At 65.9% G+C, this 26869-nt stretch carries 25 protein-coding genes; 15 read left to right on the top strand and 10 right to left on the bottom strand.

All coding sequences use genetic code 11. The features are described from left to right. Positions 1 to 101: 101 nt before the first annotated feature. Positions 102 to 1619: a M23 family metallopeptidase gene (locus SPR01S_RS01945; RefSeq protein ID WP_066584177.1), complete on the bottom strand. Its 1518-nt coding sequence runs from the start codon at positions 1617 to 1619 to the stop codon at positions 102 to 104. A gap of 380 nt (positions 1620 to 1999) precedes the next feature. On the opposite strand from SPR01S_RS01945, the gene SPR01S_RS01940 reads away from it, so the two are divergent. The 6 genes from SPR01S_RS01940 to SPR01S_RS01915 all read left to right on the top strand — a co-directional run bounded on the left by SPR01S_RS01940 (position 2000) and on the right by SPR01S_RS01915 (position 7761). Beyond that, positions 2000 to 4612 (top strand): helicase-related protein, encoded by a 2613-nt coding sequence (locus SPR01S_RS01940; protein ID WP_066584175.1) that lies wholly within the window; start codon positions 2000 to 2002, stop codon positions 4610 to 4612. Further along, a complete protein-coding gene (locus SPR01S_RS01935; protein ID WP_066584171.1) occupies positions 4605 to 4904 on the top strand; it encodes an RNA-binding S4 domain-containing protein in 300 nt (99 codons plus the stop codon). The genes SPR01S_RS01940 and SPR01S_RS01935 overlap by 8 nt, the downstream gene beginning before the upstream one ends. Positions 4905 to 4990: 86 nt before the next feature. Beyond that, complete coding sequence (fdxA, locus tag SPR01S_RS01930; RefSeq protein WP_066584169.1) at positions 4991 to 5332, top strand: ferredoxin FdxA; 342 nt, start codon at positions 4991 to 4993, stop codon at positions 5330 to 5332. A 263-nt stretch (positions 5333 to 5595) separates the two neighbouring features. After that, positions 5596 to 6129 (top strand): CarD family transcriptional regulator, encoded by a 534-nt coding sequence (locus SPR01S_RS01925; RefSeq protein WP_066584167.1) that lies wholly within the window; start codon positions 5596 to 5598, stop codon positions 6127 to 6129. Between the two features lie 107 nt (positions 6130 to 6236). Beyond that, positions 6237 to 6953 (top strand): head GIN domain-containing protein, encoded by a 717-nt coding sequence (locus tag SPR01S_RS01920; RefSeq protein ID WP_066584165.1) that lies wholly within the window; start codon positions 6237 to 6239, stop codon positions 6951 to 6953. Between the two features lie 85 nt (positions 6954 to 7038). Further along, positions 7039 to 7761: a GIN domain-containing protein gene (locus SPR01S_RS01915; RefSeq protein WP_066584158.1), complete on the top strand. Its 723-nt coding sequence runs from the start codon at positions 7039 to 7041 to the stop codon at positions 7759 to 7761. Between the two features lie 95 nt (positions 7762 to 7856). On the opposite strand, the gene SPR01S_RS21090 is transcribed toward SPR01S_RS01915, so the two are convergent. From SPR01S_RS21090 to mgtE, 3 genes are all read right to left on the bottom strand, one after another. Continuing rightward, positions 7857 to 8561 (bottom strand): DUF4253 domain-containing protein, encoded by a 705-nt coding sequence (locus SPR01S_RS21090; RefSeq protein WP_169803348.1) that lies wholly within the window; start codon positions 8559 to 8561, stop codon positions 7857 to 7859. Positions 8562 to 8831: 270 nt separating this feature from the next. Next, the gene (locus tag SPR01S_RS01905; RefSeq protein WP_066584154.1) at positions 8832 to 9236 is read right to left on the bottom strand and encodes a DUF1489 family protein; all 405 of its coding nucleotides are present in this window, start codon (positions 9234 to 9236) and stop codon (positions 8832 to 8834) included. 14 nt (positions 9237 to 9250) lie between these two features. Next, complete coding sequence (mgtE, locus tag SPR01S_RS01900; protein WP_066584152.1) at positions 9251 to 10669, bottom strand: magnesium transporter; 1419 nt, start codon at positions 10667 to 10669, stop codon at positions 9251 to 9253. A gap of 126 nt (positions 10670 to 10795) precedes the next feature. Between mgtE and SPR01S_RS01895 the strand changes: the two genes are divergently transcribed. Further along, complete coding sequence (locus tag SPR01S_RS01895; RefSeq protein ID WP_066584361.1) at positions 10796 to 11251, top strand: peptidylprolyl isomerase; 456 nt, start codon at positions 10796 to 10798, stop codon at positions 11249 to 11251. A 204-nt stretch (positions 11252 to 11455) separates the two neighbouring features. On the opposite strand, the gene SPR01S_RS01890 is transcribed toward SPR01S_RS01895, so the two are convergent. Further along, complete coding sequence (locus tag SPR01S_RS01890) at positions 11456 to 12337, bottom strand: LysR substrate-binding domain-containing protein (RefSeq protein WP_066584150.1); 882 nt, start codon at positions 12335 to 12337, stop codon at positions 11456 to 11458. 333 nt (positions 12338 to 12670) lie between these two features. Here SPR01S_RS01890 and SPR01S_RS01885 point away from each other — a divergent pair, with 333 nt between their 5' ends. Further along, entirely contained in the window at positions 12671 to 14974 is a 2304-nt protein-coding gene (locus SPR01S_RS01885) for a CDC48 family AAA ATPase (RefSeq protein WP_066584147.1), read from the top strand. A 91-nt stretch (positions 14975 to 15065) separates the two neighbouring features. Here SPR01S_RS01885 and SPR01S_RS01880 read toward each other — a convergent pair whose 3' ends face one another. Both SPR01S_RS01880 and SPR01S_RS01875 read right to left on the bottom strand, forming a co-directional pair. Further along, positions 15066 to 16379: an MFS transporter gene (locus SPR01S_RS01880; RefSeq protein WP_066584144.1), complete on the bottom strand. Its 1314-nt coding sequence runs from the start codon at positions 16377 to 16379 to the stop codon at positions 15066 to 15068. Then, a complete protein-coding gene (locus SPR01S_RS01875; RefSeq protein WP_066584142.1) occupies positions 16376 to 16699 on the bottom strand; it encodes an antibiotic biosynthesis monooxygenase family protein in 324 nt (107 codons plus the stop codon). Before SPR01S_RS01875 ends, SPR01S_RS01880 begins: the two co-directional genes overlap by 4 nt. A gap of 462 nt (positions 16700 to 17161) precedes the next feature. Here SPR01S_RS01875 and SPR01S_RS01870 point away from each other — a divergent pair, with 462 nt between their 5' ends. Continuing rightward, entirely contained in the window at positions 17162 to 17776 is a 615-nt protein-coding gene (locus SPR01S_RS01870) for a class I SAM-dependent methyltransferase (protein WP_066584139.1), read from the top strand. A 119-nt stretch (positions 17777 to 17895) separates the two neighbouring features. On the opposite strand, the gene SPR01S_RS01865 is transcribed toward SPR01S_RS01870, so the two are convergent. Then, positions 17896 to 19059: a phospholipase D-like domain-containing protein gene (locus tag SPR01S_RS01865; RefSeq protein WP_066584137.1), complete on the bottom strand. Its 1164-nt coding sequence runs from the start codon at positions 19057 to 19059 to the stop codon at positions 17896 to 17898. A gap of 156 nt (positions 19060 to 19215) precedes the next feature. On the opposite strand from SPR01S_RS01865, the gene rpoZ reads away from it, so the two are divergent. Beyond that, positions 19216 to 19560 (top strand): DNA-directed RNA polymerase subunit omega, encoded by a 345-nt coding sequence (rpoZ, locus tag SPR01S_RS01860; RefSeq protein ID WP_066584135.1) that lies wholly within the window; start codon positions 19216 to 19218, stop codon positions 19558 to 19560. Positions 19561 to 19692: 132 nt separating this feature from the next. Here rpoZ and SPR01S_RS01855 read toward each other — a convergent pair whose 3' ends face one another. Further along, the gene (locus SPR01S_RS01855; RefSeq protein WP_066584133.1) at positions 19693 to 20853 is read right to left on the bottom strand and encodes an aminotransferase; all 1161 of its coding nucleotides are present in this window, start codon (positions 20851 to 20853) and stop codon (positions 19693 to 19695) included. Positions 20854 to 20968: 115 nt separating this feature from the next. Here SPR01S_RS01855 and SPR01S_RS01850 point away from each other — a divergent pair, with 115 nt between their 5' ends. The 5 genes from SPR01S_RS01850 (at position 20969) to SPR01S_RS01830 (ending at position 26456) form a co-directional block, all read left to right on the top strand. Next, positions 20969 to 22042: a type III polyketide synthase gene (locus SPR01S_RS01850; protein ID WP_084250857.1), complete on the top strand. Its 1074-nt coding sequence runs from the start codon at positions 20969 to 20971 to the stop codon at positions 22040 to 22042. After that, positions 22039 to 22728 (top strand): methyltransferase domain-containing protein, encoded by a 690-nt coding sequence (locus SPR01S_RS01845; protein WP_066584124.1) that lies wholly within the window; start codon positions 22039 to 22041, stop codon positions 22726 to 22728. Before SPR01S_RS01850 ends, SPR01S_RS01845 begins: the two co-directional genes overlap by 4 nt. Next, the gene (locus SPR01S_RS01840) at positions 22707 to 23813 is read left to right on the top strand and encodes an NAD(P)/FAD-dependent oxidoreductase (RefSeq protein WP_066584122.1); all 1107 of its coding nucleotides are present in this window, start codon (positions 22707 to 22709) and stop codon (positions 23811 to 23813) included. The genes SPR01S_RS01845 and SPR01S_RS01840 overlap by 22 nt, the downstream gene beginning before the upstream one ends. A 25-nt stretch (positions 23814 to 23838) precedes the next feature. Continuing rightward, on the top strand, positions 23839 to 24237 hold the full coding sequence (gene msrB / locus SPR01S_RS01835) for a peptide-methionine (R)-S-oxide reductase MsrB (RefSeq protein WP_066584119.1): 399 nt from the start codon (positions 23839 to 23841) through the stop codon (positions 24235 to 24237). A 71-nt stretch (positions 24238 to 24308) separates the two neighbouring features. Beyond that, a complete protein-coding gene (locus tag SPR01S_RS01830) occupies positions 24309 to 26456 on the top strand; it encodes a transglycosylase domain-containing protein (protein WP_066584111.1) in 2148 nt (715 codons plus the stop codon). Here the strand turns inward: SPR01S_RS01830 and SPR01S_RS01825 are convergent. Further along, positions 26432 to 26869 (bottom strand): M48 family metallopeptidase (locus SPR01S_RS01825; protein WP_157081860.1); only part of this gene is annotated, 438 nt, incomplete at its 5' end. The two genes, SPR01S_RS01830 and SPR01S_RS01825, sit on opposite strands and share 25 nt — an antisense overlap.

Raw genomic sequence — 26869 nt, 5'->3', positions numbered from 1 at the left:
TCGCTGGGGTGACGGCATGGAACCCTCCTCGCTCTCCGGCTTCCAAGATTGCGTCTGCCACCGCGAGTGGATCTTGATCGAGGAGCTGCCAGCTATGCTGGTCAGGAAGATTTGCGCGCCGTGCCCGGATGGACCGACAGCAGTTCCGACACGTGCGACTTGAACGCGCGCAACGCAGCGCCGGTCAGCGCCGCGACGCTCGAGAAAGAGAAGCCGCGCGGATTGACCACCTGGCCGCTGCGATACACTTCGAAATGCAGATGCGGTCCGGTCGACAGGCCCGAATTGCCCGAATAGGCGACGATCTGGCCGCGCTGCACATGCTGGCCGTTGCGCACCAGCACCCGGCTCAAATGGCCATAACCGGTGCCGACCCCGCCACCCTGCGCCTGAATGCCCACGAAGCTGCCATAGCCGCCCTTATAGCCGGCCCAATTCACGATGCCGTCGAAGACCGCATAGACCGGCGACCCATAAGCGCAGGCGATGTCGATGCCCTTGTGCATCCGGTAATAGCCGAGGATCGGATGCATCCGCATGCCGAATGACGAGCTGATCCGGCCGGCGACGGGCAGGCCCATGAAGCCTTGGCGCTCGGTCTGGCCGCTGGCGTCGTACCAATCGCCATGGCTGTTGCCGCCGTCGTCATCCTCGTCCTGGTTGCGGCTCCACTTGACCAGCTGGACTTTGCGGCGGCCCATATCGAGCCCCGCGAACAGGATCTTGCCGAGTTCGACTTCGCCGGTCGCGGCGCGGCGCTGCGACAGCATGACGTCCCAGGTATCGTCCGACGCGACATCGCCGCCGATCGAGATGCGCGTCGCGATCGCCTTGATGTAATCGGCGGCGACGGTCGAGGGCACGCCGGCGGCACGCATCGACTTGTACAAGCTCGATCCGGCGAGGCCCTGGATGCGCAGCGGCGTGTCGTCGACCGCGATCGCCTGGCGATCCATCGTCAGGCCGGTGGCGGTACGCTTGATCGTCAGGCGGAAATCGAACGCCGGCTGGAAACTCAATTGCTCGAGCGGACGCGGATCGCTCTTTTTCGCGCGGCGGCCAAGCACGCCTTCGAACCGCGTTCCCGGACGGATTTGATCGAGCGGCAGCGCGCCGGCGACGAGATCGTTCACGCGCGCGATATCGGTCTTGGCGGCGCCCGCGCGGCGCAGCACCGCCGCCAGGCTGTCGCCATCGCTCATCGCCGAGGCAAAGGCCTGGGTCGGGCGGTCGGGAGTTTCGGCAAGCGGCCGCACCAGATCGGTCGCCGCCATGCGCTGACCGGTATCGGCACCGAAAGCGAGCGGCGCGATCGATTGCGCACGGGCATTTTCCCATGCCTTGCCCTTGAGCGGCAAAGCGGATGCGGCGACCAGCGGTTGGCCGATACCCGGCGACAGTGCCCAGCACGCGCCGATCAGCGCGCTGCAAGTGGCAAGCCCGCGGAACCAGTCGCGCGATCCGATCCGCGCGCCGAGATCGGGCGTCCAGTCGATCTGCGCCATGGTCGCGCGCAGGCGGTCGGCGAAAGAGAGGTCGGTGGTGAGGACGAGCGCATTGCCGGACGAGCTGGGGGCGGCGCCACCCGATTGCTCATAATGCTCACTGCGCAGAAACACGACGAAACGACCCCGTTACGTAATCGCCGATCCACCCCCGGCGCTGTCGAATCACTCTGCCGATGGGATGTTAAAGTCAATTTAACCGCCCTGTTGAGCGCCAATCCGTGCGGCAAGCCGTGCAGCGCGAGGGATAAATCCCATTTGCCGCGGAACTATTTCAAGTATCGGCGAATACGAGAACTTTTGGCTGCGGTACCTTGCCTTAGGGGCGATTACTTACGGACTCGCAAGAGTCTGTTTGAAAATGCGCCGCGGGCGCATTTCGCGGTGCCGGCTTAAAACTCGCTCTACCGCGAGTTTTCAAACGGGCGCGACTATCATCGCTCAGTCAACTCGCGCTTGCGTCGGCTGCCCGGGGCGCCGATCTATAGGCGGTCATGCGTGCCTTCTCGTTCCCGGTCACCGCGGTGCTCGGGCCCACCAACACCGGCAAGACGCATCTCGCGATCGAGCGAATGTGCGGGCATTCGAGCGGGATGATCGGCTTCCCGCTGCGGCTCCTCGCGCGCGAAGTCTATGACCGCGTCGTCAAGTTGAAGGGCGCCAAGCAGGTCGCGCTGATCACCGGCGAGGAGCGCATCGTTCCGCCCGATGCGCGCTGGTTCCTGTGCACCGCCGAGAGCATGCCGCTTCAAAGAGACCTGGCGTTCGTCGCGCTCGACGAGGCGCAGCTGGGCGCCGATCCCGAACGCGGCCATATCTTTACCGATCGGTTGTTGCGCGCTCGCGGGCGCGAGGAGACGATGATCCTGGGGTCCGAGACGCTGCGGCCGATGGTCAAGGCTCTGGTGCCCGACGCCGAGATCGTCAATCGCCCGCGTTTCTCGACCCTGTCCTATGCCGGCGCGCGCAAGCTGTCGCGACTGCCCAAGAGATCGGTGGTCGTCGCGTTCAGTGCCGACGAAGTCTATGCTGTCGCCGAGATGATCCGCCGCCTGCACGGCGGCGCCGCGGTGGTGATGGGCGCGCTGTCCCCGCGCACCCGCAACGCCCAGGTCGCGATGTTCCAGGCCGGCGAGGTCGATTACCTGGTCGCGACCGACGCGATCGGCATGGGGCTCAACATGGACGTCAACCATGTCGCCTTTGCCAGCCTGACCAAGTTCGACGGCCATCGTCAGCGCCGGCTGACGGTGAGCGAGATGGCCCAGATCGCCGGGCGCGCCGGGCGGCATCAGCGCGATGGCACGTTCGGCGCGCTGACCGCCGATGGCCCGGGCGCGTTCACGCCCGAGGAAATCCACGCGATCGAGCATCACCACTTCCCCAAACTCGACTTCCTCTATTGGCGCGACGGCGAACCCGATTGCAGCTCGGTCGACGCGCTGATCGCCAGCCTGGAGGCCAAGCCGGACAATCGCGTCTTGCGCGCCGCGCCCGTCGCGACCGACCTCGCGGTGCTCAAGCGGCTGACCGAGGACGATACGGTCCGCGATCGCGCGCGATCGCCAAGCCAAGTCGCACGATTATGGGCGGCCTGCGGCGTGCCCGATTTTCGCAAGCTGGGGGTCGATCCGCACGCCCGGTTGGTCGCGCGTCTCTACGACTATTTGAGCACCGGCAATGGCCATATCGCCGCGCCCTGGTTCGCCGATCAGGTCGCGCGGCTCGACGACGTCACCGGTGATGTCGAGACGATCGCCGGACGCATCGCGGCGATCCGCACCTGGGCCTATATCGCGCATCGCGGAGACTGGCTGGCCGACCCGGCGCATTGGGCGGCGCGCACGGCGGCGGTCGAGGAGCGCCTGTCCGACGCGCTGCACGCATCCCTGACCCAGCGCTTCGTCGACAAGCGCACGACCGCGTTGCTGCGCCAGATCGGCAAGGATGCCGGGGCGCTGCCGGTGGTGATCGGCGAGGAAGGCGAGGTGCTGGTCGAGGATCATGCGATCGGCACGCTCGAGGGGTTCCGCTTCACCGTCGCCGCCGACGCGCGGCATGCCGACAAGAGGCTGTTGCTCGCGGCGGTGGAGAAAAGGCTCGGCGCCGAGCTGGCGAAACGTGGCCGCGAATTGGCGGAATCGAGTGACGACGCCTTCTCTATTTCGATCGACGAAGCCGTCGACAGCAGACGCCCGACGCCTCCCCGGCGAAGGCCGGGGCCCAGTTCCACCGAACAAAGTGGCAAGGGCGTAGCGCCATCCGAAAATGCGTTGCGACTGGGCCCCGGCCTTCGCCGGGGAAGCGGCGATATCGAGATCGTCTGGCGTGGCGTGCACGTCGCCAATCTCGTCCCGGGGACGAATCTCGCCCAGCCGCGCGTCCTCCTGGATCGCGCGGTCGAGACGCTTGACCCGGCGCTGCGCAAAGCGGCGCAAGCGCGGATCGACCGCTGGGTCGCCGATCAGCTGGCGCGTCATTTGCCGGTATTCGGCGCGCTCGACGCCTGCCTGCGCGATGCCGCCGCCGGTGCGCCGCTTCGCGCGGTAGCGGGCGCGCTGCTCGACGCTGGCGGATTGTTGCCGCGCCGCGCGATAGGCGCGCAGATCGAGGCGCTCGACCCGGCCGCACGCAAGAAATTGCACAGGATGGGCGTGACGATCGGTACGCTCGATCTGTTCGCGCCTGCCTTGCTCAAGCCCGGCCCGGCGCGCTGGCGGCAGATATTGATGCGCCTCGGCGAGGGCGCGCGCGAAGGCGCGACGGTGCTGCCGCGTAACGCCCAGGGCGCGGACCTGCCCTTCGGCTTCCGTCCGCTCGGTCAGCAAGCGGTACGGGTCGATCTGGTCGAACGGATCGCGCGCGCCGCGCACGATGCCCGCAAGGGGCGCGCGCCGTTCCCGCTCGACACCGCGTTGGCGACGTCGATGGGCTTGCAGCCGGAGACGCTCGCACGGCTGATGGCGCAGCTCGGCTTTCGGGCCGCGCGGCCGGGCGATGACGGCAAGCCGCGCTGGATGTGGCAGGGCCTGACGCCCAACGCCAAGCGCAAGCCGCCGCCGCGCGACAACGCCTTCGCCGCGCTCGCCGGCATGCTCGATGGCTGACAGGTCGGCCGATCAAACGATGCGGCTCGACCGTTTCCTGTGGTTCGCGCGGATCGTGAAGACGCGCCCGTTCGCCCAGGCGCTCGCCGAACAGGGGCATATGCGGATCGACGGTCGCCCGATCGACCGCGCCGCGGCGCCGGTCCGCATCGGCAACATCCTGACCTTCGTCACGCATCGCGGCGAGGTGCGGACCATCCGGATCGAGGTGCTGCCGATCCGCCGCGGCCCGCCTTCAGAGGCGCAGCGTTGCTACCAAGACCTCCAGGCCGGCAGCGATCCGACAAGTTGAAAACGTCTCGCAGAAAGCCACGATTGATTGACGGGCGCGGAACACGCGCATAGCACGGCCCAAATCGTACTCCTGGGGAGCCAGAAATGACCTACGTCGTGACCGACGCCTGCATCCGCTGCAAGTATATGGACTGCGTCGAGGTGTGTCCGGTCGACTGTTTCTACGAAGGCGAGAACATGCTCGTCATCAATCCCAGCGAATGCATCGACTGCGGCGTTTGCGAGCCGGAATGCCCGGCCGAAGCGATCCTGCCCGACACCGAGAGCGGCCTGGAAAAGTGGCTCGAACTCAACAACACGTTCAGCAGCCAATGGCCCAACGTCACGCGCAAGAACGACCAGACCCCGGCCGATGCCGACGAGCACAAGGGCGAAGAAGGTAAATACGACAAGTATTTCTCGCCCGAACCCGGCCAGGGCGACTGAAACTCACAAGCCAATCAATCGAGATCATATCGGCCCCGCCCAGCAATGGGACGGGGCCGTACCCATTTTAGGTCGGGCCTCCGTCGTATGAAAACGACGTCGGGGTGGTAATTTTATTACGAGTGTGTTAAATAGGTCAGGACGAGAGCCCCTTTCCGAGTCTCTCGTGTGGAGACACACACATCCAATCAAGCCCTGCCGGCGCCATGTCCGGGCGTCGTGCGTTTATTCGGGCGACATTCCAAGTGAAAGGTTGAAGTTACATGGCTGCCAAGGCGCTGTCCTTCGACGTCGGTGATTACGTTGTTTACCCCAAGCACGGTGTTGGCCGTGTCGTTGAACTTCTGAAGCAGGAAATCGCCGGCATGACGCTGGAGCTTTACGTGCTCCGGTTCGAGAAGGAGCGCATGACGCTCCGTGTGCCGACCAACAAGGCCGAAAGCGTAGGCATGCGCAAGCTGTCCTCGGACAAGACGCTCCGCGAAGCGCTCGACACGCTCAAGGGCAAGCCCAAGGTCAAGCGCACCATGTGGTCGCGCCGCGCACAGGAATATGAAGCGAAGATCAATTCGGGCGACCTGGTGTCGATCGCCGAAGTGGTCCGCGACCTGTTCCGTGCCGAAGACCAGCCCGAGCAGAGCTATTCGGAACGTCAGATCTTCGAGGCTGCCGCGTCCCGCCTCGCCCGCGAACTCGCGGCGATGGAAGAGACCGACGAAAAGGGTGCGCTGGAGAAGATCCTCGACATCCTGCGCAAGGCCGCGGCGATCCACAACAAGGACAAGGTTCCGGCTTAACGCCGAACCAAGTCGTTGATAAAAAGGGGCGGCCCTGCGGGGCCGCCCTTTTTCGTTGCGGGCCCGCCGGTGGTGTGTTACACACGCAACACACAATGGAGGATCTCATGAACCGCTACATGCTGCTCGCCTTGCTTCCCCTCGCCGCCTGTTCGGGCACGGCCAGGTCGGAAGGCACGCCACCCAGCGGCACCGGCGGCAACCGCACCTTCGCCGTCGACGGCTTCACCGGGGTCGACGCCGCCGGGCCGGACGATGTCGATGTCCGCGTCGGGTCGAACTTCTCGGTCCGTGCCGAGGGCGATCCCAAGATCCTCGACAAGCTCGAGATCGTGAAGGAAGGCGACACGCTGAAGGTGCGCCGCAAGGAGCGCAGCTTCAGCTGGGGTGGCGAGCGCAGGGGCGCCAAGATCTACATCACCATGCCGCGCATGACCGCCGCCAGCACCACCGGATCGGGGGACATGGCGGTCGACCATGTCGATGGCGAGAAGTTTCAGGCCAGCGCGACGGGATCGGGCGACCTCAATATCGGATCGCTCAGCGTCCAGGCTGTCGCTTTGTCGGTCACCGGATCGGGCAGCGTCGGCACCGCCGGCAGCGCGAAGACCGGGTCCTTCTCGGTCACCGGATCGGGCGACATCACCGCACCCAAATTGTCGCTCGGCCAGGCCAGCGTCAACGTCATGGGCTCGGGCGGGGTCACCGCGGCGGTCAACGGTCCGGCGAACGTCAATGTGATGGGATCGGGCGACGTCACCCTGACCGGTGGCGCCAAATGCACCACGTCGAAAATGGGATCGGGCGACGTCAGCTGCAGCTGAGTTTTCGGTTCGGCGATGCTGAACCGGTCGCGGCACCCGGCTGCAAGAGCTTAACGCAGCTTGCATTGAGCGGCGGGGCGGTGCGATGCTCGCAGATATGCTCCGCCGCCCCTTCATTCTCGCCCTGATCGCGTTCGCCGCGCCGGCGCATGCCGCCGACCGCAGCTATGTCGTCACCAATTTCGACCGCGTGCGGGTGGATGGCCCCTATTCGGTACAAGTAGAGGTCGGCACCGGTGGCGCCGCCGCCAGCGCATCGGGCGACGACCGGGCGCTCGGCGATCTCGACATCTCGGTCAACGGCGACACGCTGACCGTCCGCAAGGGTAGCCAGGGCTGGGGCGAGCGCGGCAAGGCGAGCGGCCCGCCACCGGTGATCACTTTGCGCACGCCGGCGGTGCGTGGCGCGGCCGTGGTCGGCGGCGCCAGACTGGCGCTGACCGGTACGCTCCGAACGACCAGGCTCGATCTCCAGGTCACCGGTGCAGGGGTGATCGACGCGCGCGGCGTCGATGCCGACGACGTCGTGGTCACCGTGATCGGCAACGGCAATGTCGCGCTTGCCGGACGCACCGCCCGGGCGCGGTTCTCGACCAATGGCGGCGGCTCGATCGCCGCGACGGCGCTCGACGCGGGCGAGATCGTCGTCACGCTTGAGGGTGCTGGCGAAACGCGGGCAAGCGCACGTTATCTCGCCGACCTCACCAACAAAGGGCTCGGCCTGATCGCGGTCACCGGCAAACCAAAATGCACCGTCCGCGGCCAATCGGTCGGTCCGATCGAGTGCGGCGTCGACCCCCAGCCGTGACGAAGCGGGTAAAGCGCCATCCCAGCTTCGAATCCATCACCGGTGATTTGCCGACGGTCTCCTTATCGGGATAAGCACACGTCTAGCGGCTGTGTTTAATCCCACCAGAGATACCACCATTCCGACGCCATGAGCGTGGCAGCGAGAGCAGAGATTGTCCCGACGCCTTGATCTACGATATCGGGGCAATAGCCATACTGCTCCCTTGCAAGCTTCATCGCATTCGCGCGGGTTTTCGGTCGATTGGCCGCACGCAGATTAATGGTGTCGCCGTTCATTCCAACCAGTTCGGCGCCAAAATCGCTGTGCCACGCCCGCAAAGCGGCGACGTGATATTCGGGTGGAGGGCATGCATTCCAATCGCCCCATCGCAAATAGGCGGGAACCTCCCATCCGTGTGTCGTTGGGATTAGAAGAATGTGCACGTGCTCAAGCAACTTGCCCGTCATGATGTCGGTCGCAACACTCGGGCCGCGAGGATCCACGCCGACATTTCCCGGCCAATCACCTTCTGGCGCTCTGAGATCCCCCGCCTGATATGCCCCCGCCCAATTCCTGAGATCGCGTGGAAAACTCAGCTTAGATGCCGCAGTGAGAATGTCCTTTGGTGAACGTAATTCCATGCCAGGAAGCCCGGACACATTGGGGTCCGCCATCGTGAATTGGTCTTCAATGCGCTCTAGATCGTCCTTGCCTCCGATTATAACTGGCCAGCCGCGTCCCGCGCGTTTGAGTTTTTCCCATTCGAGAAGCGCGCCAGCGCCAGGAACCGTGATCCGTTCATATTTGAGGGCTGCCATCGTCCGAGCTTGCATCGCCTCATATTTGGCTCGCTGTTCTGGCGTAAGACGAGAGAGATCAAGTGACGCCTGATCAGCATGAGTTGATCGTGCCGTGACAGCCAAGCTGGTCGCCGCGAGGCCACCTAAGACTGATCGTCGCGTCGGCTTCATGTCTTCGTATCGCACGCCGTGGCGAGCGTCCGCAATTGGCAAGACCAACCGCGCCCGTCGAACGGGTTGAGCAGCCGCTGCCTACCAACATCGGTCGGACCCGGCCCCAGTGGCAGGTCAGAGCAGTCCCAGCTCGGCCAGCTTGCCGATCATATCGGCCGGCAGGTCTGCCACCCCTTCGCCGCCCGCGCCCAGATCGCGCGGCGCATCGCTGCCTTCAAGGTAGCGCCAGCCCTGATGCGCGCGTTTGGGGCGCGCTTCGACCAGCACCAGGCGGGGATCGAGCCGGATCGCGGTGCGGCCGCCCGGCAATTCGCCGAACCCGACGATCGGCGAGCGCGCGACCAACTGGTGTTTGAGGATCCAGAACAAGGATCCCTGGCCGGCAATCTCTTCCCAGCGTTTGGGCAGATAGCGCGTGCCGAGTTCGTAAGGCGGATCGCCCTCGCGCGCGGCCCAGCGCGCGACGAACGCCTCCAGGCTCGCCACGCCGAACGCGACCTTGGTCAGATGAAGCGGCATCCGGACGATCTGGGTTACCGGCCGAGGCCCCACAAGAAGGCGAGGCCGAGGAAAGAGAAAAAGCCCATGCAATCGGTGAACATCGTCACGAACACCGACGACGAGATCGCAGGGTCGATCCGGAAGCGGTCGAGCGTCACCGGCACGAACACCCCGGCCAGGCCGGCAACCATATTGTTGATCAGGATCGCCAGCCCGAACACCGTCGCCAGATCGCCCCGCCCGAAGATAAAATAGGTGCCGATCCCGATCAGCACGCCGAGCGCGGCGCCGTTCGACACGGCGATGCTGAATTCGCGCCAGATCATCCGCCCGGTATTCGAATCGGTCAGCTGATTGGTCGCGATCGCGCGCACCACCACCGCCAGCGTCTGGGTGCCGGCATTGCCGCCCATTCCCGAGACGATCCCCATCAGCGCGGAGAGCACGGCGAACTTGGCGATCTCCGCGTCGAACAGGCTGACCACCCAGGCCGCGAGCATTGCCGTTGGCAGGTTGATCAGCAACCACATCAGCCGGGTTCGGACCGTCATCGCGATCGGCTCGTTGATGTCGCCGTCGCCGGCGCCGGCCAGGCGCAGCGTATCCTCGCCGGCTTCTTCCTGGATGATGTGGACGACGTCGTCGACCGTGATCATGCCGACCAGCCGTCCCGTCAGATCGACCACCGCGGCGGAGATCAGCGCGTATTTCTGGAAACGCAGCGCGACTTCTTCCTGGTCCATGTCGACCGGGATCAGCGTCTGTTCGCGCTTCATCACGTCGGCGATCGCGACCGTTCGCGGCGCACGCAGAATCCAGGACAGCGAACAGGTGCCGATCGGCTTGTGTCCGGGATCGACCACGAAGATTTCCCAGAAATCGGTGGTCAGCTCGTCCTGGCTGCGCAGATAATCGATGGCGTCGCCGACCGTCCAATGTTCGGGCACCGCGATCAGCTCGCGCTGCATCAGGCGGCCGGCCGATTCCTCCGGATAGGAAAGCGCTTCCTCGATCGCGGCACGGTCGTCGGGATCGAGCGCACGGAGCACTTCGCGCTGATCCGCCGGCTCCATGTCCTCGATGATCGCGACCGCATCGTCGGTATCGAGTTCCGACGCGATGTCCGCGACTTCCTGCGGCTCGAGACTGTCGATCAGGTCCTCGCGGACATAATCGTTCATCTCGGCGAACACATCGGCGTCGAGCAGGTCGGTCAGCGCCTTGGCGAGCGGTCCGCGATCCTCGTGCGGCGCCAGCTCGAACAGATCGGCAATGTCGGCGGGGTGGAGCGGCTCGACCAGCGCGCGCGCTGCGTCATTGTCGCCAGCCTCGACCGCGTCGAGCACCGCGCGCACGAATTCAGGTTTCAGCCGGTCGTCCTCGTCCAGCTGATCCGCGACGTCATCGAGTTCGGTGGCGCCTTCCACGGGCGCCAGATCGGTCTCGCTCATCGTCTGACCTTTTTTCGGGCACCGGGATATCCATATCGGGGGCCGTACGCGGTTTCCGCGCGGTTTGCCAGCACCCACCGAGCAGTTTAGGGCAAGCGCAAATTCCCCGATTCATGGAGCAAAATGATGGCCGACACCCCCGAGAACCTGACCCTGACGCTGGATAGCGGCGATGTCGTCATCAAGCTGCGCCCCGATCTCGCGCCGCAGCATGTCGAGCGCATCGCCGAGCTGGCCAATGAAGGCTTTTACGACGGCGTCGTGTTCCATCGCGTCATCCCCGGCTTCATGGCACAGGGCGGCGACCCGACCGGAACCGGCATGCACGGATCGGACAAGCCGAACCTGCCGGCCGAATTCTCGCGCGAGCCGCATGTCCGCGGCGTCGCGTCGATGGCGCGGACGATGGACCCCAATTCGGCCAACAGCCAGTTCTTCATCTGCTTCGACGACGCGCGATTCCTGGACGGTCAGTACACCGTGTGGGGCGAAGTCACCGAAGGCATGGAGCATATCGACGCGCTGCCCAAGGGCGAGCCGCCGGCGAACCCGGGCAAGATCCTGAAGGCGCGCGCGGCGTAAGGACTTCACGACTCCCCTCCCTGCAAGGGAGGGGATCAAGGGGTGGGTTGAGCGTCGAGCGAGGCTCGATGCCTCGCTCGACGCTGTTGTGGCTATCGGTGACGAGTCTTCTGAGCGCGCAGACGCGCGCACCCACCCCCTAACCCCTCCCTTGCAGGGAGGGGAGCTTGAGAACTGAGACGCCTGGGGGCGCCGCGCTCCGCCCTACGCTTCCAACACCTCGACCAGCCAGTCGTGGAACCATTTGACCTGGCGCAGCTGCATCGCGCGCGGGCGGCAGACGAACCAGTAGCTGTACGGACTGGCCACTTCGATATCGAACAATTTGACCAGCCGCGGGTCGTGCGCCTCGTCGAAATGGCTTTCGTGCATGAAGGCGATGCCCAGGCCCTGCGCCGCCGCCTCGAGCATCAGCGCGCCCGAATCGAAATGATCGATCGCCAGCGGCTCGAGTTCGTCGAGCCCCGCCGCATGGCGCCAAGCGCTGAACGTGTCGGGCATGTCGCGGTGGATCAACGCGGTCAACTTCTCGATCTGCTCGGGGCGCGTGATCGGATCGGGCCCTTCGAGCATCGTCCGCGCGCCGATCACGTAGACATTGTTGGTGTCGAGCCGCTTGGCATAGAGGCTGGGGTCGGGGTCGCGCGCCAGCGCGATCGCGGCATCGAGCCCGTCGCCGACCCGCGCCATATTGTGCCCGGCGGTATCGATATCGAGATGGATTTGCGGGTAGCGCGCCCGCAGGTCGCCAAGGTGGGGAAAGATGCGTTGCGACGCGAACAGCGGCAACACGCCCAACCGCAGGCGCAACACCTCGACGCCGCTGGTCATATATTCGACCGCGTCGGTCAGCCGGTCGAGCACCGGCGCGATCTGCTGCAACAGCCGTTCGCCGTCACTGTTGAGCGCCACCGCCTGATGGCGGCGTTCGAACAGCGGCTTGCCGATGAAGCGTTCGAGCGCCTGGATTCGCCGGCTGAGCGCGGGCGCGGACAAAGCGAGCTCCTGCGCGGCGGCCTTGACCGATCCGGTGCGGGCGACCTGGACGAAGGCTTCAATCGCGGTCAGCGGTGGCAAACGGCGCATGGGCCTCCCCTCTTTTGGCGCGGGCGGTTGTGCATCGCGTCACATACCGATGCTTGGAACCGTACCATCCCCTCTCCGCAGAAAGAAAGGGTCGATTGCGAAAAATGCATGTTACCGGTTTCATTTCGCACTTGCACAATAACGTGCTGCGCTGCACATAGAGCGGGCCTTTCAGGCATCCTCTCCTAAAAACTTTCCCGGCCGGGCCCCTAGGGTCCGGCCTTTTTTTGTCGCGATTCGCGGCCGCCTGATAGCCGCCCTCTCGCGTATCGGGAACCGGGTCACTATCTCACGCGCTCTCGATTCTTCCGTTAGCGAAACAAGGTGACCTCAATGGCAGACGGCGACGATGCCCCCCAACGCAAGCTCCAGGTCGCCAATGCGCGACCCGAGGATAGCGGCCGCGGACTGGCGCACATTCCGCGTCCACTGATGGCGCAATTGGGCATCGGCGAAGGCGACATCATCGAGATCGTCGGCAAGTCGACGACGCCTGCCCGTGCAGTCGCGCCCTATCCCGAGGATGAAGGGCTCGAACTGATCCGAATCGACGGCCTGCAACGCGCCAACGCCGGGGCGGGGTCGGGCGACTATGTCGACGTGCGTAAGGCCGAGGCCAAGCCCGCCACGCGCGTCGTCTTCGCGCCCGCGCAGCAGAATCTGCGCCTGCAGGGATCGACCGCCGCGCTCAAGCGCACCTTTTTCGGCCGTCCGCTCTGCGCCGGCGACGTCGTCGCGACCGCCGGGCAGCAGCGCATAGACCCCGACGGCGTCCCGCCCAATGTCGCGCAGTATCTCCGCGCGCCGGCCTATGCGCTGCAGGAAATCCGCCTCGCGGTGATCTCCACTGTTCCCAAGGGCGTGGTGCTGGTCGACGAGAATACCGAGATCGAGCTCCGCCCCGAATATGAGGAGCCCAAGGACGCGCGGCGCGCCGACGTCACCTATGACGATATCGGCGGCATGGCCGACACGATCGACCAATTGCGCGAGATGGTCGAATTGCCGTTGCGTTATCCGGAGTTGTTTCAACGGCTGGGCGTCGAGCCGCCCAAGGGCGTCCTGCTCCATGGCCCGCCCGGCACCGGCAAGACGCGCCTGGCGCGCGCCGTCGCCAATGAGAGCGACGCGCAATTCTTCCTGATCAACGGCCCGGAGATCATGGGCTCGGCCTATGGCGAATCCGAAGGGAAGCTGCGCCAGGTATTCGAGGAAGCGGCCAAAAACGCGCCGTCGATCGTGTTCATCGACGAGATCGATTCGATCGCGCCCAAGCGCGGCAATGTGTCGGGCGAGGCCGAAAAACGCCTGGTCGCGCAATTGCTGACCCTCATGGATGGGCTGGAAGCGCGCGCCAACCTGGTGGTGATCGCCGCGACCAACCGGCCCGAGGCGGTTGACGAGGCCTTGCGGCGACCCGGCCGGTTCGACCGCGAGATCGTCGTCGGCGTTCCCGACGAGCGTGGCCGCCGCGAGATATTGGGCATCCATACGCGCGGCATGCCATTGGGCGACCATGTCGATCTCGACGAGCTGGCCCGCACGACCTACGGTTTCGTCGGCGCCGATCTCGCCGCGCTCGCGCGCGAAGCCGCGATCGAGGCAGTGCGGCGGATCATGCCGCGGCTCAATCTCGAGGACCGCACCATCCCGGCCGACGTGCTCGAAACGCTGGCGGTCACCCGCGAGGATTTCCTCGGCGCGTTGAAGCGTGTGCAGCCGTCGGCAATGCGCGAAGTGATGGTCGAGGCGCCGCGCGTCCGCTGGGACGATGTCGGCGGGCTCGACGACGCGCAGATGCGGTTGAAAGAAGGCGTCGAACTGCCGCTCAAGGATCCCGACGCGTTCCGTCGGCTGGGCATCCGCCCGGCCAAGGGTTTCCTGCTCTATGGCCCTCCCGGCACGGGCAAGACCCTGCTCGCCAAGGCAGTCGCGCGCGAGGCAGAGGCGAATTTCATCTCGACCAAATCGTCCGACCTGCTCAGCAAATGGTATGGCGAGAGCGAGCAGCAGATCGCCAAATTGTTCGCCCGTGCCCGCCAGGTCGCGCCGACCGTGATCTTCATCGACGAGCTCGACAGCCTGGTCCCCGCGCGCGGCGGCGGCCTGGGCGAGCCGCAAGTCACCGAGCGCGTGGTCAACACGATCCTGGCCGAGATGGACGGGCTGGAGGAATTGCAGTCGATCGTCGTGATCGGGGCAACCAACCGACCCAATCTGATCGACCCGGCGCTGCTGCGTCCGGGCCGGTTCGACGAGCTGATCTATGTCGGCGTCCCCGACGAGAAGGGGCGCCGCCGCATCCTGGCGATCCAGACCCAGAAGATGCCGCTGGCCGACGATGTCGATCTCGATCGCATCGCCGCGCGCACCGACCGCTTCACTGGCGCGGATCTCGAGGATCTCACCCGGCGCGCCGGCCTGATCGCGCTCCGCAAGAATATCGACGTCAAACAAGTGACGATTGCCGATTTCGAAGACGCGCTGACTGATTCGCGCGCGTCGGTGACCGCGGAGATGGAGCGCGACTACGAGCAACTCGCCGCGACGATGAAGCAGGATGCGGCGTCGCTGCAGCCTTTGGGCTTCATCTCGCCGGGGCAGTTACGGCCGCATGGGCCGAAGGGGACGGACTAAACCCGCGTTCCTGCGCAAGCAGGAGCCCAGGATCGGCGATATCGCTTGTTACCCTGGGCTCCCGCTTTCGTGGGACTGCGTTTTGGTTGGGTCAAGCTGCTTCGCTCGCCCGCGCCGACGGCTGTAACGCGATCCAGCAATATACGAGCAGCGCCACGCACGCGGCGCCGGCAGTGAGATAGGGCAAGGAGTGCCAGAACTCGTACAGCCCGACCCCGATCGACGGACCCAGAACGAAACTGGCGCCGTTGACCGAGGTGACCTTGCCCGCGACCGAGCCCTGTGCCGCCGATCCGACCGCGAGCGACGACCCCGCGGTGAAAGCGGGGCGCGTGAAGCCGAAGCCGATGCTCGCCAGGGCATAAGCGGTCGCGAGGCCGTAGAGCGAGGTGGCGAGTCCGGTTAGCGCGCACCCCGCCGCCGCGATGCCGAGCCCGACCAGCATCATCACACGCGGCGTCAGGTTGAACAACGGGATCAGCCCCCATTGTACCAGCAATGCCGCGCCCGCGCCCATCATCAGCACGATTCCGGTCGGCTGCAGCGCCTCCGCGGGCGGGAGATGCAGGCGGTCGATCACCAGGAAGCCGATCGCCTGGCCGGTCATCGCCTGGGCATGGCCGAACACCAGCCCCGCGATCATCCAGGCGCGAACGCGCGGGTCGAGAAAGCCGACCTCCTCGATATGCTGGCCGGTCGCGGCGGTGATGCTGGCGCCCGACGATTGCCCACCGATCGACGGATAGGCATTGACCGCGCCGTGCGCGGCGGGGTCATCCATTGCCGCCTCGCTGCGATCGTTGGGCAGCATGCGCAGCACCGCGACGAACATGCCCGCCCCGAATAAGGCGAACAGGAATGCCGGGCCGGACAGGCCGATCACGACGCCCTCCACGCTGCCGAGCAGGAGATAGGGAGCGATCGCCGGTCCTAGGATAGTGCCGAGCCCGAAGGCCGAGCCGAGCAGGGTCAGCGCCTTGGTCCGCTCGTCGCGCGTGGTGCGCCCGGCGACGATCGCCTGCACCGCCGGCGGCGCAGCGGCACCGAACGTGCCGTAGATCAGCCGTCCGACGATGAAGAGCATGAACGCCGCGGTTCCGCCGATCCAGCCGTTGATCCCCGCCGCGAGGAAGATACCGCACAAGGTCAGCGAGATGGTGAACCCGCCGACGCCGAGCAGAATCATCGACCGCCGGCCGCGCCGGTCGGATCGGCTCGCCCAGAACGGCGCGGCGATCACCCATAACAAGGCGGAGACGGAAAAGGCGGCGGCGACGGCATTGTCGCGGACATGGAGCGAGCGTCCGATCGCGGGCAGGACCGATTGCAACGCGGTGTTCCCGGCCGCGATCGTCAGCATCACGGTGAACAACAAGGCGAAGTCGCGATCGAACCTCGCCGTCATTCCTTCTCCCAATCGTAGCTACGCGTCACCGCAGCGACATGAAGCGAATACCACCGGTACCAGCGCCCACGTCCGGCTTCGCGAATCTCACCGTGCCGGGCATTCCGGCGCCAGGCAATGGCCGCGTCCTCATCCGCCCAATAGCTTACAGTGATGCCGATTCCGTCGGCGCCACGCGCGCTGTCGACGCCGCGATAGCCGGGCTGCGTGGCGGCCAGTGCCACCATTTCGGCCGCTGCGGCGGCATAGCCTTCCGGATCCTCGCCGGTGACTTCGGACACGAAGATCACGGCAATTGTTCCGGGGGCGAACGTCGTCATGACGCGTCGATGGACCGGCGCGCGGCACGACGCAACCCGTCGGAATCACCCAGGGAGCATAGTCATGACCGGCAACGCCCTGGATTGGGCTTGGAGGCGCGCTGGCTAGGAGCGCAGCGCAGTCGCGTAGCCTTGAGCTACGCGCAAGCAAGCGACAACGCCGGCGCGCCTCCAAGCCCAACCGCGAAGCGGCGGGCGCCTTTTGGCGCAGGATGAACAGGTAAAACTGCCCCCGGCAGTTTTAGCCGTGTCCGGGGGACACGGCGACCTGTTCATCGTCGCTCGTCGGTCACGATGCATCGACATCGCTCCCTTCTCGCTCCTCGCGCTGCACCAAAATCCACTCCGTCCAGGGCATTGTCGGTTATGACTATGCTCCCTAAAGACTTGATCGCGCGTTACAGCTTTGCGACAGGGGTTTTCCGGTCGCGCGAGATTTGGCGCACAGCTACAAGGAATATCATGTCCCAGCCCCGCTTCGCTCTCGACAATGCGGAGACGCGCGCGCGCAAACTCCCTTCTCCCTGGGCCATGTTCCTCAGCGGGTTCCTCAAGCGGCCGGTGATGGTCGGCTCGATCATCGCCTCGTCCAAGGCGCAGATCAACGCGATGCTCAAGGTGCCGGACTGGCCCAACGTCAAATTGTTCGTCGAATATGGCCCGGGCGTCGGCACCTTCACGCAAGCGATTCTCGATCGCCTGCCTGCCGACGGCACCTATATCGCGATCGACACCAATCCGGACTTCATCGAGTATCTGCGAATCAAGTTCACCGATTCGCGCTTCGTCCCGGTCCATGGGTCGGCCGCCGACGTCGAACAGATCGTTGCCGAACATGGCTTCGAGCAAGCCGATTACGTGCTGTCGGGCCTGCCTTTCTCGACCTTGCCCAAGGGCGTCGCCCCCGCCATCGCCGCCGCGACGCACCGCGTGCTCAAGACCGGCGGTGCGTTCCTGGTCTATCAATTCCGCCCCAAGGTGCGCGACTTTCTCGAGCCGCATTGGGACCGGATCGACTATTCGATCGAATGGTGGAACATCCCGCCCTCGCACAATTTCTTCGCCTGGAAGGACTAAGGGCCGATTCGTCGCCCCGACGCAGGCGGGGGCCTGAGAGTTATCTGGCTAATGCCTCTCATCGAACCCAGCGGCCCCGGCCCGCGCCGGGGCGACGAATGGTGCCAACCGTATCCATTCTATTCCCGCAATCGGCGCTCGGGTCCGAAATTCAGGCTCCGCGTGACGTTGTAGTCGAGCACGGTCATCACGAAGAACGCCACCGCCTGCTTGATCCGCGTCCACCAGCCGGTGCGCGACCGGTAAAGCTCGGGCGTGATCCGTTCCGATTCGGCGATCTCGCCGTCGACATAGGTCCGGACGTGGTCGGCGAACGCCTTGTCCTCGACGCGCAGCATCAGTTCGAGGTTCAGGAACAGGCTGCGAATGTCGTAATTGGCCGAGCCGACATAGACGGTGTCATCGATCACGAAGAGCTTCGTATGGAGCTTGGTCGGCTGGTATTCGTAGATCTCGACTCCTTTCCTGAGCAGGCCGGCATAAGTGAAGCGCGACGCCCAAATCGCGGCGCCATGATCGTTCTTCGACGCCAGCACGACACGCGCGACACCGCGCTGGCCGATCCGGTCGAGCCGGCGCAGCATCCCCGGGCTCGGCGCGAAATAGGCGCTGATCAGGTCGACCCGCATCGCCCGTTCGAGATCGGCGCGCACTGATTTGGCCCAGGGCGAAGGTTTGCGCGTCGGCCCGCCGAACAGCCAGCGCGTCGCGCCATGGGGCTCGCTCCATTTCGACAGCAAGACACGCAGCGACCTGAGCGGCGCCTGATCCTGCTTCGCCCAGCGATCGAGCGCGTCGAAATAGCCGGTCAGATGCCCGGCAGAGGGGCCCTCGATATAGAAACCGAGGTCGCGCCACGCTTGCTCTTCATTGGTGCCGAAATAGCTGTCCTGGATGTTGAACCCGCCGATGATCACCCGGCGCTCATCGGCGAGCGCGAGCTTCTGGTGGTTGCGCAACAGATAACGTCGTCCCCAGCGCGGCACGAAGCGGCAGACGTCGATCCCGGCGTCCTTCAACGGATCGAAGAAGCGATGATTCTCGGCATGCTCGCTGCCCAGCCCGTCGACGATTAGCTTGACGTCGACTCCGCGCCGCGCCGCGTCGATCAGCGCCTGCCGGACCTTCGCTCCGGCATCGTCGTCGACATAGATATAATAGAGGATCCGCAACGATCGCTGGGCGCCCGCGATCAGGTCGAGCAACGCGGTCAGCCGCTCGGGGCCCTCGGTAATGAGCCGGAGCGTGTCGCCGTCGATCGTGAAGCTGGGTTCGCCGGCCATCTCTTGCCTATTGGAGCGGGGCACGGCGCGGGGCAAGCAATCGGCACCGTCCGCGGTGACAATATGCGAAAAAGCCGATTTTCTTGACTCTTTGCGGCCCATTGCCCTAAGCGCCCACGCTTCCCATCTTGGTGTTTTGCTGAAGGAAAGCGTTTCATGGCGCGCGTCACTGTCGAAGATTGCGTCGACAAGGTTTCGAACCGTTTCGATCTGGTGCTGTTCGCAGCCCAGCGCGCCCGCCAGATTTCGGGCGGCGCCGACCTCACCATCGATCGCGACCGCGATAAAAACCCGGTCGTGGCGCTGCGCGAAATCGCCGAGGAGACGGTGCGCCCCGATCATCTGCAGGATGCGGTGATCAGCGGCATGCAGAAGGTTCAGGTCGACGACGACGACACGCCCGACGAAATCGGCTCGCTGTCGCAGTCGGCCGAGGCGCTCCGCCTCACCGCCGCCGCGCCGCCGCGCAACCAGAATCTGGGCGGGGATTACGACGGTTGAGGCCAGAGATTAGCGTTCGCTAATCTCTGAAAAGCCGAAACCTCGGCCGGCGGGCGAAGCCCGGCCGACGTCGCGGCTTTGCCGCGACGGCATAGCTAGAGGAAACAAGGCCTGCGGAGCGATCCGCGGGCCTTATTCTTGACCAAGCGCCTCTCGAAACCCCGCCATCCGCTCGATCGCGGCGTCGAGCGTCGCGTCACTCTTGGCAAAGCACAGCCGCACCACATTGGTCACCGGGTCTTCGGCATAAAAGGCTGAAACCGGGATCGCCGCCACGCCGGCTTCGTCGAGCAGGCGGTTGCAGAAGGTGACGTCGTCGAGCGCGATGCCCGAGGCGGTCAGGTCGATCGAGAGGAAATAGGTCGCCGCCGACGGCAACGTCACACAGCCCGCCTCGCGCAGTCCCGCCGCCAGTCGGTCGCGCGAGCGCTGGAAGTCGGCGCGTTCCTTGTCGAACCAGGCCTTGTCCTTGCCCAGCCCGTAAGCGGCCGCCCATTGCAGATTGGGCGGGGTGGTGAAGGTCAGGAACTGGTGCGCCTTGGCCAGACCGCGCGCCAGCTCGGGCGCGGCGCACATCCAGCCGACTTTCCACCCCGTCAGCGCGAACATCTTGCCCGCCGATCCGATCTTGACCGTGCGCTCGCGCATGCCGGGCTGCGCCATCAGCGGAACGTGGCGCGCGCCATCGAACACCAGTTCTTCCCATACCTCGTCGCAGATCGCGGTCAGGTCGCGCTCAATGCAGAAGCGCGCGATCACCGCCAGTTCCTCCGCGCCGATCATCGAGGCCGAGGGATTGAGCGGACTGTTGAGCACTAGCAGCCGCGTTTTGGGCGACCACGCCGCCTCGAGCATCTCCGCCGTCACGCGCCAATCGGGCGGACTCAGCCGGACCAGCTTCGCGACGCCGCCGGCGCGTTCGACCAGCGGCAGATAGGCGTCGTAAAGCGGCTGAAACAGGATCACCTCGTCGCCCGGCGACACCAGGGCGAGAAGCGACGCCGCTATCGCCTCGGTCGCGCCCGACGTCACCACCACTTCTTCCGGCGACAGATCGAGCCCCTGATGCTCTGCATAATGCGCGGCGACTGCCTGACGCAGTTCGGGCAAGCCGACCATGGGCGGATATTGGTTCGATTTCTCGACCAGCGCCCTGGCCGCCGCGTCGATGATATCGGCCGGCCCCTGCGCCTCGGGGAAGCCCTGGCCCAGGTTGATCGCCCCGCTCGCCCGCGCACGCGCCGACATGGCTTCGAAGATCGTGGTGCCCATGCGGGCGTAGATCGGATTCATGCGAGTTTGATAGCGGCGCGGCGCTGGCGGAGCAAAAGGGCGCGGCATCGGTTAAACCGGTGTACAGGGGTCGAGGCACTAACCCGGTGTCCCTTGTCCGAAAAGGTCGCCCATCTTGCCCGGCAACGTCTATCTCAACGCAATCGGCACCGCGGTGCCGGACCATGAGGCGCACAGCGCGTTCATCGGCTGGGCGCAGCCAAAGATCGCCGACCCGCGCCTGGCCAAAGTGTTCGGCCGGATGGTCGCACGGTCGGGGATCGAGCATCGCTGGACCGTGCTGCCACGCGCCGACGATGGCGGGTCGCCGATCGGCCCCGGCGGCTTCTACGAAAACGGCTTCATGCCCGGCACCGATGCCCGGATGCGAATCTATGCCGATCAGGCGCCGAAGCTGAGCCTGGCGGCGATCGACCGGCTTGCCGAGCAGGTCGACATCGACCGGATCACGCATCTGGTGGTCGCGAGCTGTACCGGGTTCGTCGCGCCGGGCGTCGACCAGATCATCGCGCGCCGGCTCGGCCTCGCACCCTCGGTCGAGCGGCTGCTGGTCGGGTTCATGGGCTGCTATGCCGCGGTAGCGGCGCTGCGCAGCGCGCGCCACATCGTGCGGTCCGAGCCCGGCGCCCGCGTGCTGGTGGTCTGCGTCGAACTCTGCTCGCTCCACCTCCAGGATACCGGCGAGATCGAGAAATTGCTGGCGATGCTCCAGTTCGGCGACGGCGCGGGCGCGGCGCTGGTGACGAGCGACGCCACCGGCTTCGAGCTCGAAGCGCCGTTCGCGACGACCCTTCCCGATTCGGACCGCCTGATCCGCTGGGACATCACCGACAAGGGGTTCGAAATGCATTTGTCGGGCGAAGTCCCGCAGCGCATCGCGCAAGGGCTGACCGATCCCGATTTCGCCGCCGCCGCGCTTGGCGGACGCGATGCCGAGGAGATAGACGGTTGGGCGGTCCATGCCGGCGGGCGCTCGATTCTCGACGCGGTCGAGACCGCTTACCATCTGCCTCAGGGCGCGCTTTGGGCGTCGCGCGAAACGCTGCACGATTATGGCAACATGTCGTCGGCGACATTGATGTTCTCGCTGGGCAAGATGCTCGAGGGGCCGCGCATCGATCAGGGCATCGCACTGGCGTTCGGACCGGGGCTGGCGGCCGAGGGGTTCGGGTTCCGGAGCGCGGCGTGAATCTCCATCAGCGCGCCATCGCCGACGAGCTGATGGACGCCGACGACCTCGATACGGCGACCTACGCCGCCGTGGTCGGCGATCTCGCCAAGGTCAATGTCGTGACGATGGCCGCACGCCCGACCTTGTCCTTCATCGAGCGTGCGCTCCGCGGCCGTAAGGCGTTCAAATTGCTCGATGTCGGATTCGGCGATGGCGATATGCTGCGCACGATCGCGCGCTGGGCAGCGAAGCGCGGTATCGCGGCGGAACTGGTCGGGGTCGACCTTAATCCGCGCAGCGAGGCGGCTGCGCGGCAGCACAGCGCGCCCGACACGGGAATCCGCTGGATCACCGGCGACTATGCCGATCTCGCGGGGCAGCACTGGGACATGGTGATCTCCAGCCTGGTCGCGCATCACATGACGCACGACCAGCTCGTCGCCTTCCTGCGCTTCATGCAGGCTGAGGCGCGATTGGGGTGGCTGGTCAACGACCTCCACCGCCACGGCTTCGCGCATTGGGGATTCCCATTGCTCGCCCGCAGCTTCGGCTGGCACCGCATCGTCCGGCTCGACGGCACCTTGTCGATCGCCCGCTCCTATCGCCCCGGCGAATGGCCGCCGATCCTGGCCGAAGCCGGTATCACCGACGCGCGCGTCTATCGCGCCTTCCCGTTTCGCCTGTGCGTCGAACGCCTGCGCTGATCGTCGGCGGCGGACCGGCCGGCGCAGTCGCGGCGCTGCTGCTGGCACGCGCCGGTGCGCCGCATCTGCTGGTCGAACGCAGCGCCGAGACCGGCGATGCCTTGTGCGGCGGTTTCCTGAGCTGGCGAACGCTCGAGGCACTCGATCGCCTGGGCATCCGCCGCGACGCGCTCAACCGCGACGAGATACGCCGGCTGCGGTTGTTCGCGGGATCCCATCTGGCCGAAGCATGGCTGCCGCGCCCCGCGCTCGCGGTGTCGCGCCGACGGCTCGATACCTTGCTGCTCGGTCACGCGGTCGCCGCTGGCGCGGCGGTCGAGCGCGGGGTCGCGGTGCGCGCGCTCGAAGGCGATTGCGTGCGCCTGGCCGACGACAGCGAAATCACTCCCGACGCCTTGTTCCTCGCCACGGGAAAGCACGATCTGCGCGGACTGGCGCGCGGTGCCGAGCGCAGCGACGACCCGACTTTGGGCCTGCGGGTGCGACTGGGCCCGAGCGAGGCGCTCGACCGGATGGTCGGCGACACGATCGAGCTCCATCTGTTCGATCGCGGCTATGCCGGGATCGCGCGGCAGGAAGACGGCGCGGTCAATCTGTGCATGGCGGTGCACCGGTCGCGGCTGACCGCAGCGGGATCGCCCGACCAGTTGCTGGCCGCGCTGGCGCTCGAATCGCCGCAGCTGGGCGAGCGGCTGGCCGGTCGCGCCGGCTCCGCGTCGATCGATGCCGTCGCCAATGTCCCTTATGGCTGGCGCATGCAGAACGGCACGACCGGGCTGTTCCGGTTGGGCGATCAGGCGGCGTGCATCCCCAGCCTGGCGGGCGAAGGCATGGGAATCGCAATCGAAAGCGGTGCGCGGGCGGCGGCAGAGTATCTGCGCCACGGCCCCAGCGGCGCGATCACCTATCAGCAGCGGCTCGCCCGCGACCTGACGACGCCATTCGCGATCGCCAGCCGCATCCGCGCCGCCGCCGAGCGTCCCGCCTGGGCGAACGCGCTGACCGTTGCGGTGCGGCTGGCGCCCGGAATCGCCGGAATCGCCGCCCGCCTAACCCGGATCAGCCACAAGCCGCTTGACGCGTGATCGCAGCGTAACGATCTTCCTCCACATGGAACATCTCTCGCTCTCCGAATCCGAATGGCGCAAGCGCCTGACCCCCGAGCAATATCATGTGCTGCGCGAGGCGGGGACCGAGCGCGCCTTTGCCGGCATCTACAACGACAATAAGGCCGACGGCATCTATGCCTGCGCCGCGTGCGACCTCGACCTGTTCGACAGCTCCGACAAATATGATTCGGGATCGGGCTGGCCGAGCTTCACCCAGCCGATCGCCGAGGATCACGTCACCAACCACACCGATACCAGCCATGGCATGACGCGTACCGAAACGCGGTGTGCGCGCTGCGACAGCCATCTCGGCCACGTCTTCCCGGACGGGCCGCCGCCGACGGGCCTACGCTATTGCATGAATTCGATCAGCCTCGATTTTCATCCGCGTGCGGATTGATTGGCGCGGCGAACGGCGTGCAGCCGCGCTTGTCGAGGCTCGGTTAACCCTCTAAGCCCTCGCCCATAACGATGGCCAAGGCGTCCAAAATTGTCCCCCGATGGCGCCGCTGGCTCGTGCTGGGCCTGCGCCTTACCGGCGTCGCCGCGTTGCTCGGCATCATTGCGCTCGTCGTCACCGTCTATGTGACCGAATCGCAGCTGCCGAGCTTCGACGAGTTGAAATCCTCGCCCAACGGCCAGATGATCCGCGTGCTGGCCGATGACGGCACCCCCATCGTCAGCCTGGGGCCGAGCTACGGCGAATGGCTTCCCTACGCCCAGATTCCGCAAGTGATGAAGGATGCGATGGTCGCGGTGGAGGATCGCCGCTTCCGCGACCATCCTGGCGTCGATCCGATCGGTATCGCGCGCTCGTTTCAGGTGCGCATTACCTCGGGCCATTGGCGCCAGGGCGGTTCGACCATCACCCAGCAGCTGGCGCGCAACATCTTCCTGTCGTCGACCAAGAAGTTCGGCCGCAAGGCGCGCGAGATGGTGCTGGCGCTGGCACTCGAGCGCAAGTTCAGCAAGGATCAGGTGCTCGAACTCTATCTCAACAAGGTCTATTTCGGCGGCGGCGCCTATGGCATCGACGCGGCGAGCCGCAAGTTCTTCGGCCATGGCGCCAGCACGCTGTCGCTGGGGGAGGCCGCGATCATCGCCGGGCTGGTCAAGGCGCCGTCCAATTATTCGCCGACTGCCGACGCCCAGGCCGCAGTCAACCGCGCCGGCGTGGTGATCGGGCTGATGAAGGAAACCGGCAAGATCTCCGCCGCCGAAGCCGCTTCGGTCGATCCCAGGACGGTCAAGCTGGCGCCCGAGCCCAACCAGAACAGCGTGCGCTATTTCACCGACTGGGCACTACCTCAGCTCGAAAACCTGATCGACGAGCCGACCCGTCCGCTCGAAGTGTGGACGACGATCGACATCCGCATGCAGAAAGCGGCCGACGCCGCGATCGCCGCCTATGCGCCCAGGAATGCGCAAGGCGCGCTGATCAGCCTTGACCGTGACGGCGCGGTGCGGGCGATGGTCGGCGGCAAGGATTACGTGACGTCGAACTATAATCGCGGCGTGACCGCGCTGCGTCAGCCGGGTTCGTCGTTCAAATTATTCGTCTATCTGGCGGCGCTAGAAGCGGGCCATCGGCCGAGCGACCGCATCGTCGACGAGCCGATCACGATCAACGGCTGGAGCCCGCGCAACTCGTCGGGCCGCAATGCCGGCGAGATGGATATCCGCACGGCGTTCGCCTATTCGGTCAACACCGTCGCCGCCAAAATCGGCCAGGAAGTCGGCTTTTCAACGGTCGCCGACATGGCGCGGCGCTTCGGCATCTCGACCCCGATCTCGACCGTGCCGTCGATGGTGCTGGGATCGAACGACGTCCATCTGATCGACATGACTCGCGCCTTTGCCAGCGTCAGCAACAAGGGCGTCGCGGTGACCCCGTACGGGATCACCAAGGTCACCTCGATGGGTGAGACGATCTACAATCACGAAGTCGACCGCAGCCATGTGCTGGTCGCGCCCTATGTCGCCGCCGAGATGACCGACCTGTTGCAGACCGCGGTCGCCACCGGCACCGGCAAGGCGGCGCAGATCGGGCGTCCGGTCGCGGGCAAGACCGGCACGACCAGCTCGAACAAGGACGGCTGGTTCCTCGGCTTCTCTTCGGGCCTCACCACCGGCGTGTGGATGGGTCGCGACGATGCCAAGTCGATCCCCGGCCTGCAGGGCGGCACCTTACCCGCGCGCGCTTTTGCGGCATTCATGAAGATCGCCACCGCCGGGCGGCCGGTCGAGACCTTCGACACCCAGGTGACCTTGCCGGAATGGCAGCTCGACAACGAAAGCGATTTCGGTCAGCCCGACAATGGCCTGTTCGTCGATCCCGACGGCAATCCGATTCCGCCCGACCAGATCGCGCCCGACGCGCCGATCGGTGGTGGTGACGCCGGCATGCCTCCTCAGTCAGAGGACGATCAGCCGCAGACGGCACCCGACGCTACCGACGATCCCGCGCGACGCCCCGACGAACGGCTCGATCGCAAATGGATCGACCGCATGACCGGCAGTCCGGGCGCCGATCCCAACCGGCCCAAGCGCGTCGTTCCGAACGGATCGGCCCCGGCCGATCGCCCGCGTGAAGTTCAGCAGGCGCGCCCGACCCAGTGAAGCGCCGCGCCGTGGCGGCGCAGCCACGCGCGCGCCGGCGCCGGATCGGTTCCGAGCAATTGCCGGTAGGCGGCATGGAAAGCGGGCGAATGATCCATGTGCAGCCGATGCGCGACTTCGTGCGCGACGGTCGAGCGGCGGACGTGCGGCGGCGCGCAGATCAGCCGCCAGCTGTAGCGGATGGCGCCGGTCGAGGCGCAGCTGCCCCAGCGGCCTTTCGGGTCAGCGACGGTGACGCGGCTGACGGCGACGCCGGCCTTGGCGGCGAACTCGGCGGTTTCTTCGGACAGGACGGCTAAGGCGCGGCGCTTGAGCCAGGTTTCGATGCGGCGGGGCAGGCCTTCCAACGGCCCGCCGCATACCAGCCGTGGCTCACCCTCACCCTTCCCACCCGGCTGCGCCGGGCGGGCCCC

Origin of the sequence: Sphingomonas pruni NBRC 15498 (genome assembly GCF_001598455.1) — a bacterium.
Taxonomy (GTDB): Bacteria; Pseudomonadota; Alphaproteobacteria; order Sphingomonadales; family Sphingomonadaceae; genus Sphingomonas; species Sphingomonas pruni.
Note: the sequence above shows the minus strand (reverse complement) of the source record. Positions and strands in the feature narration are given on the sequence as shown.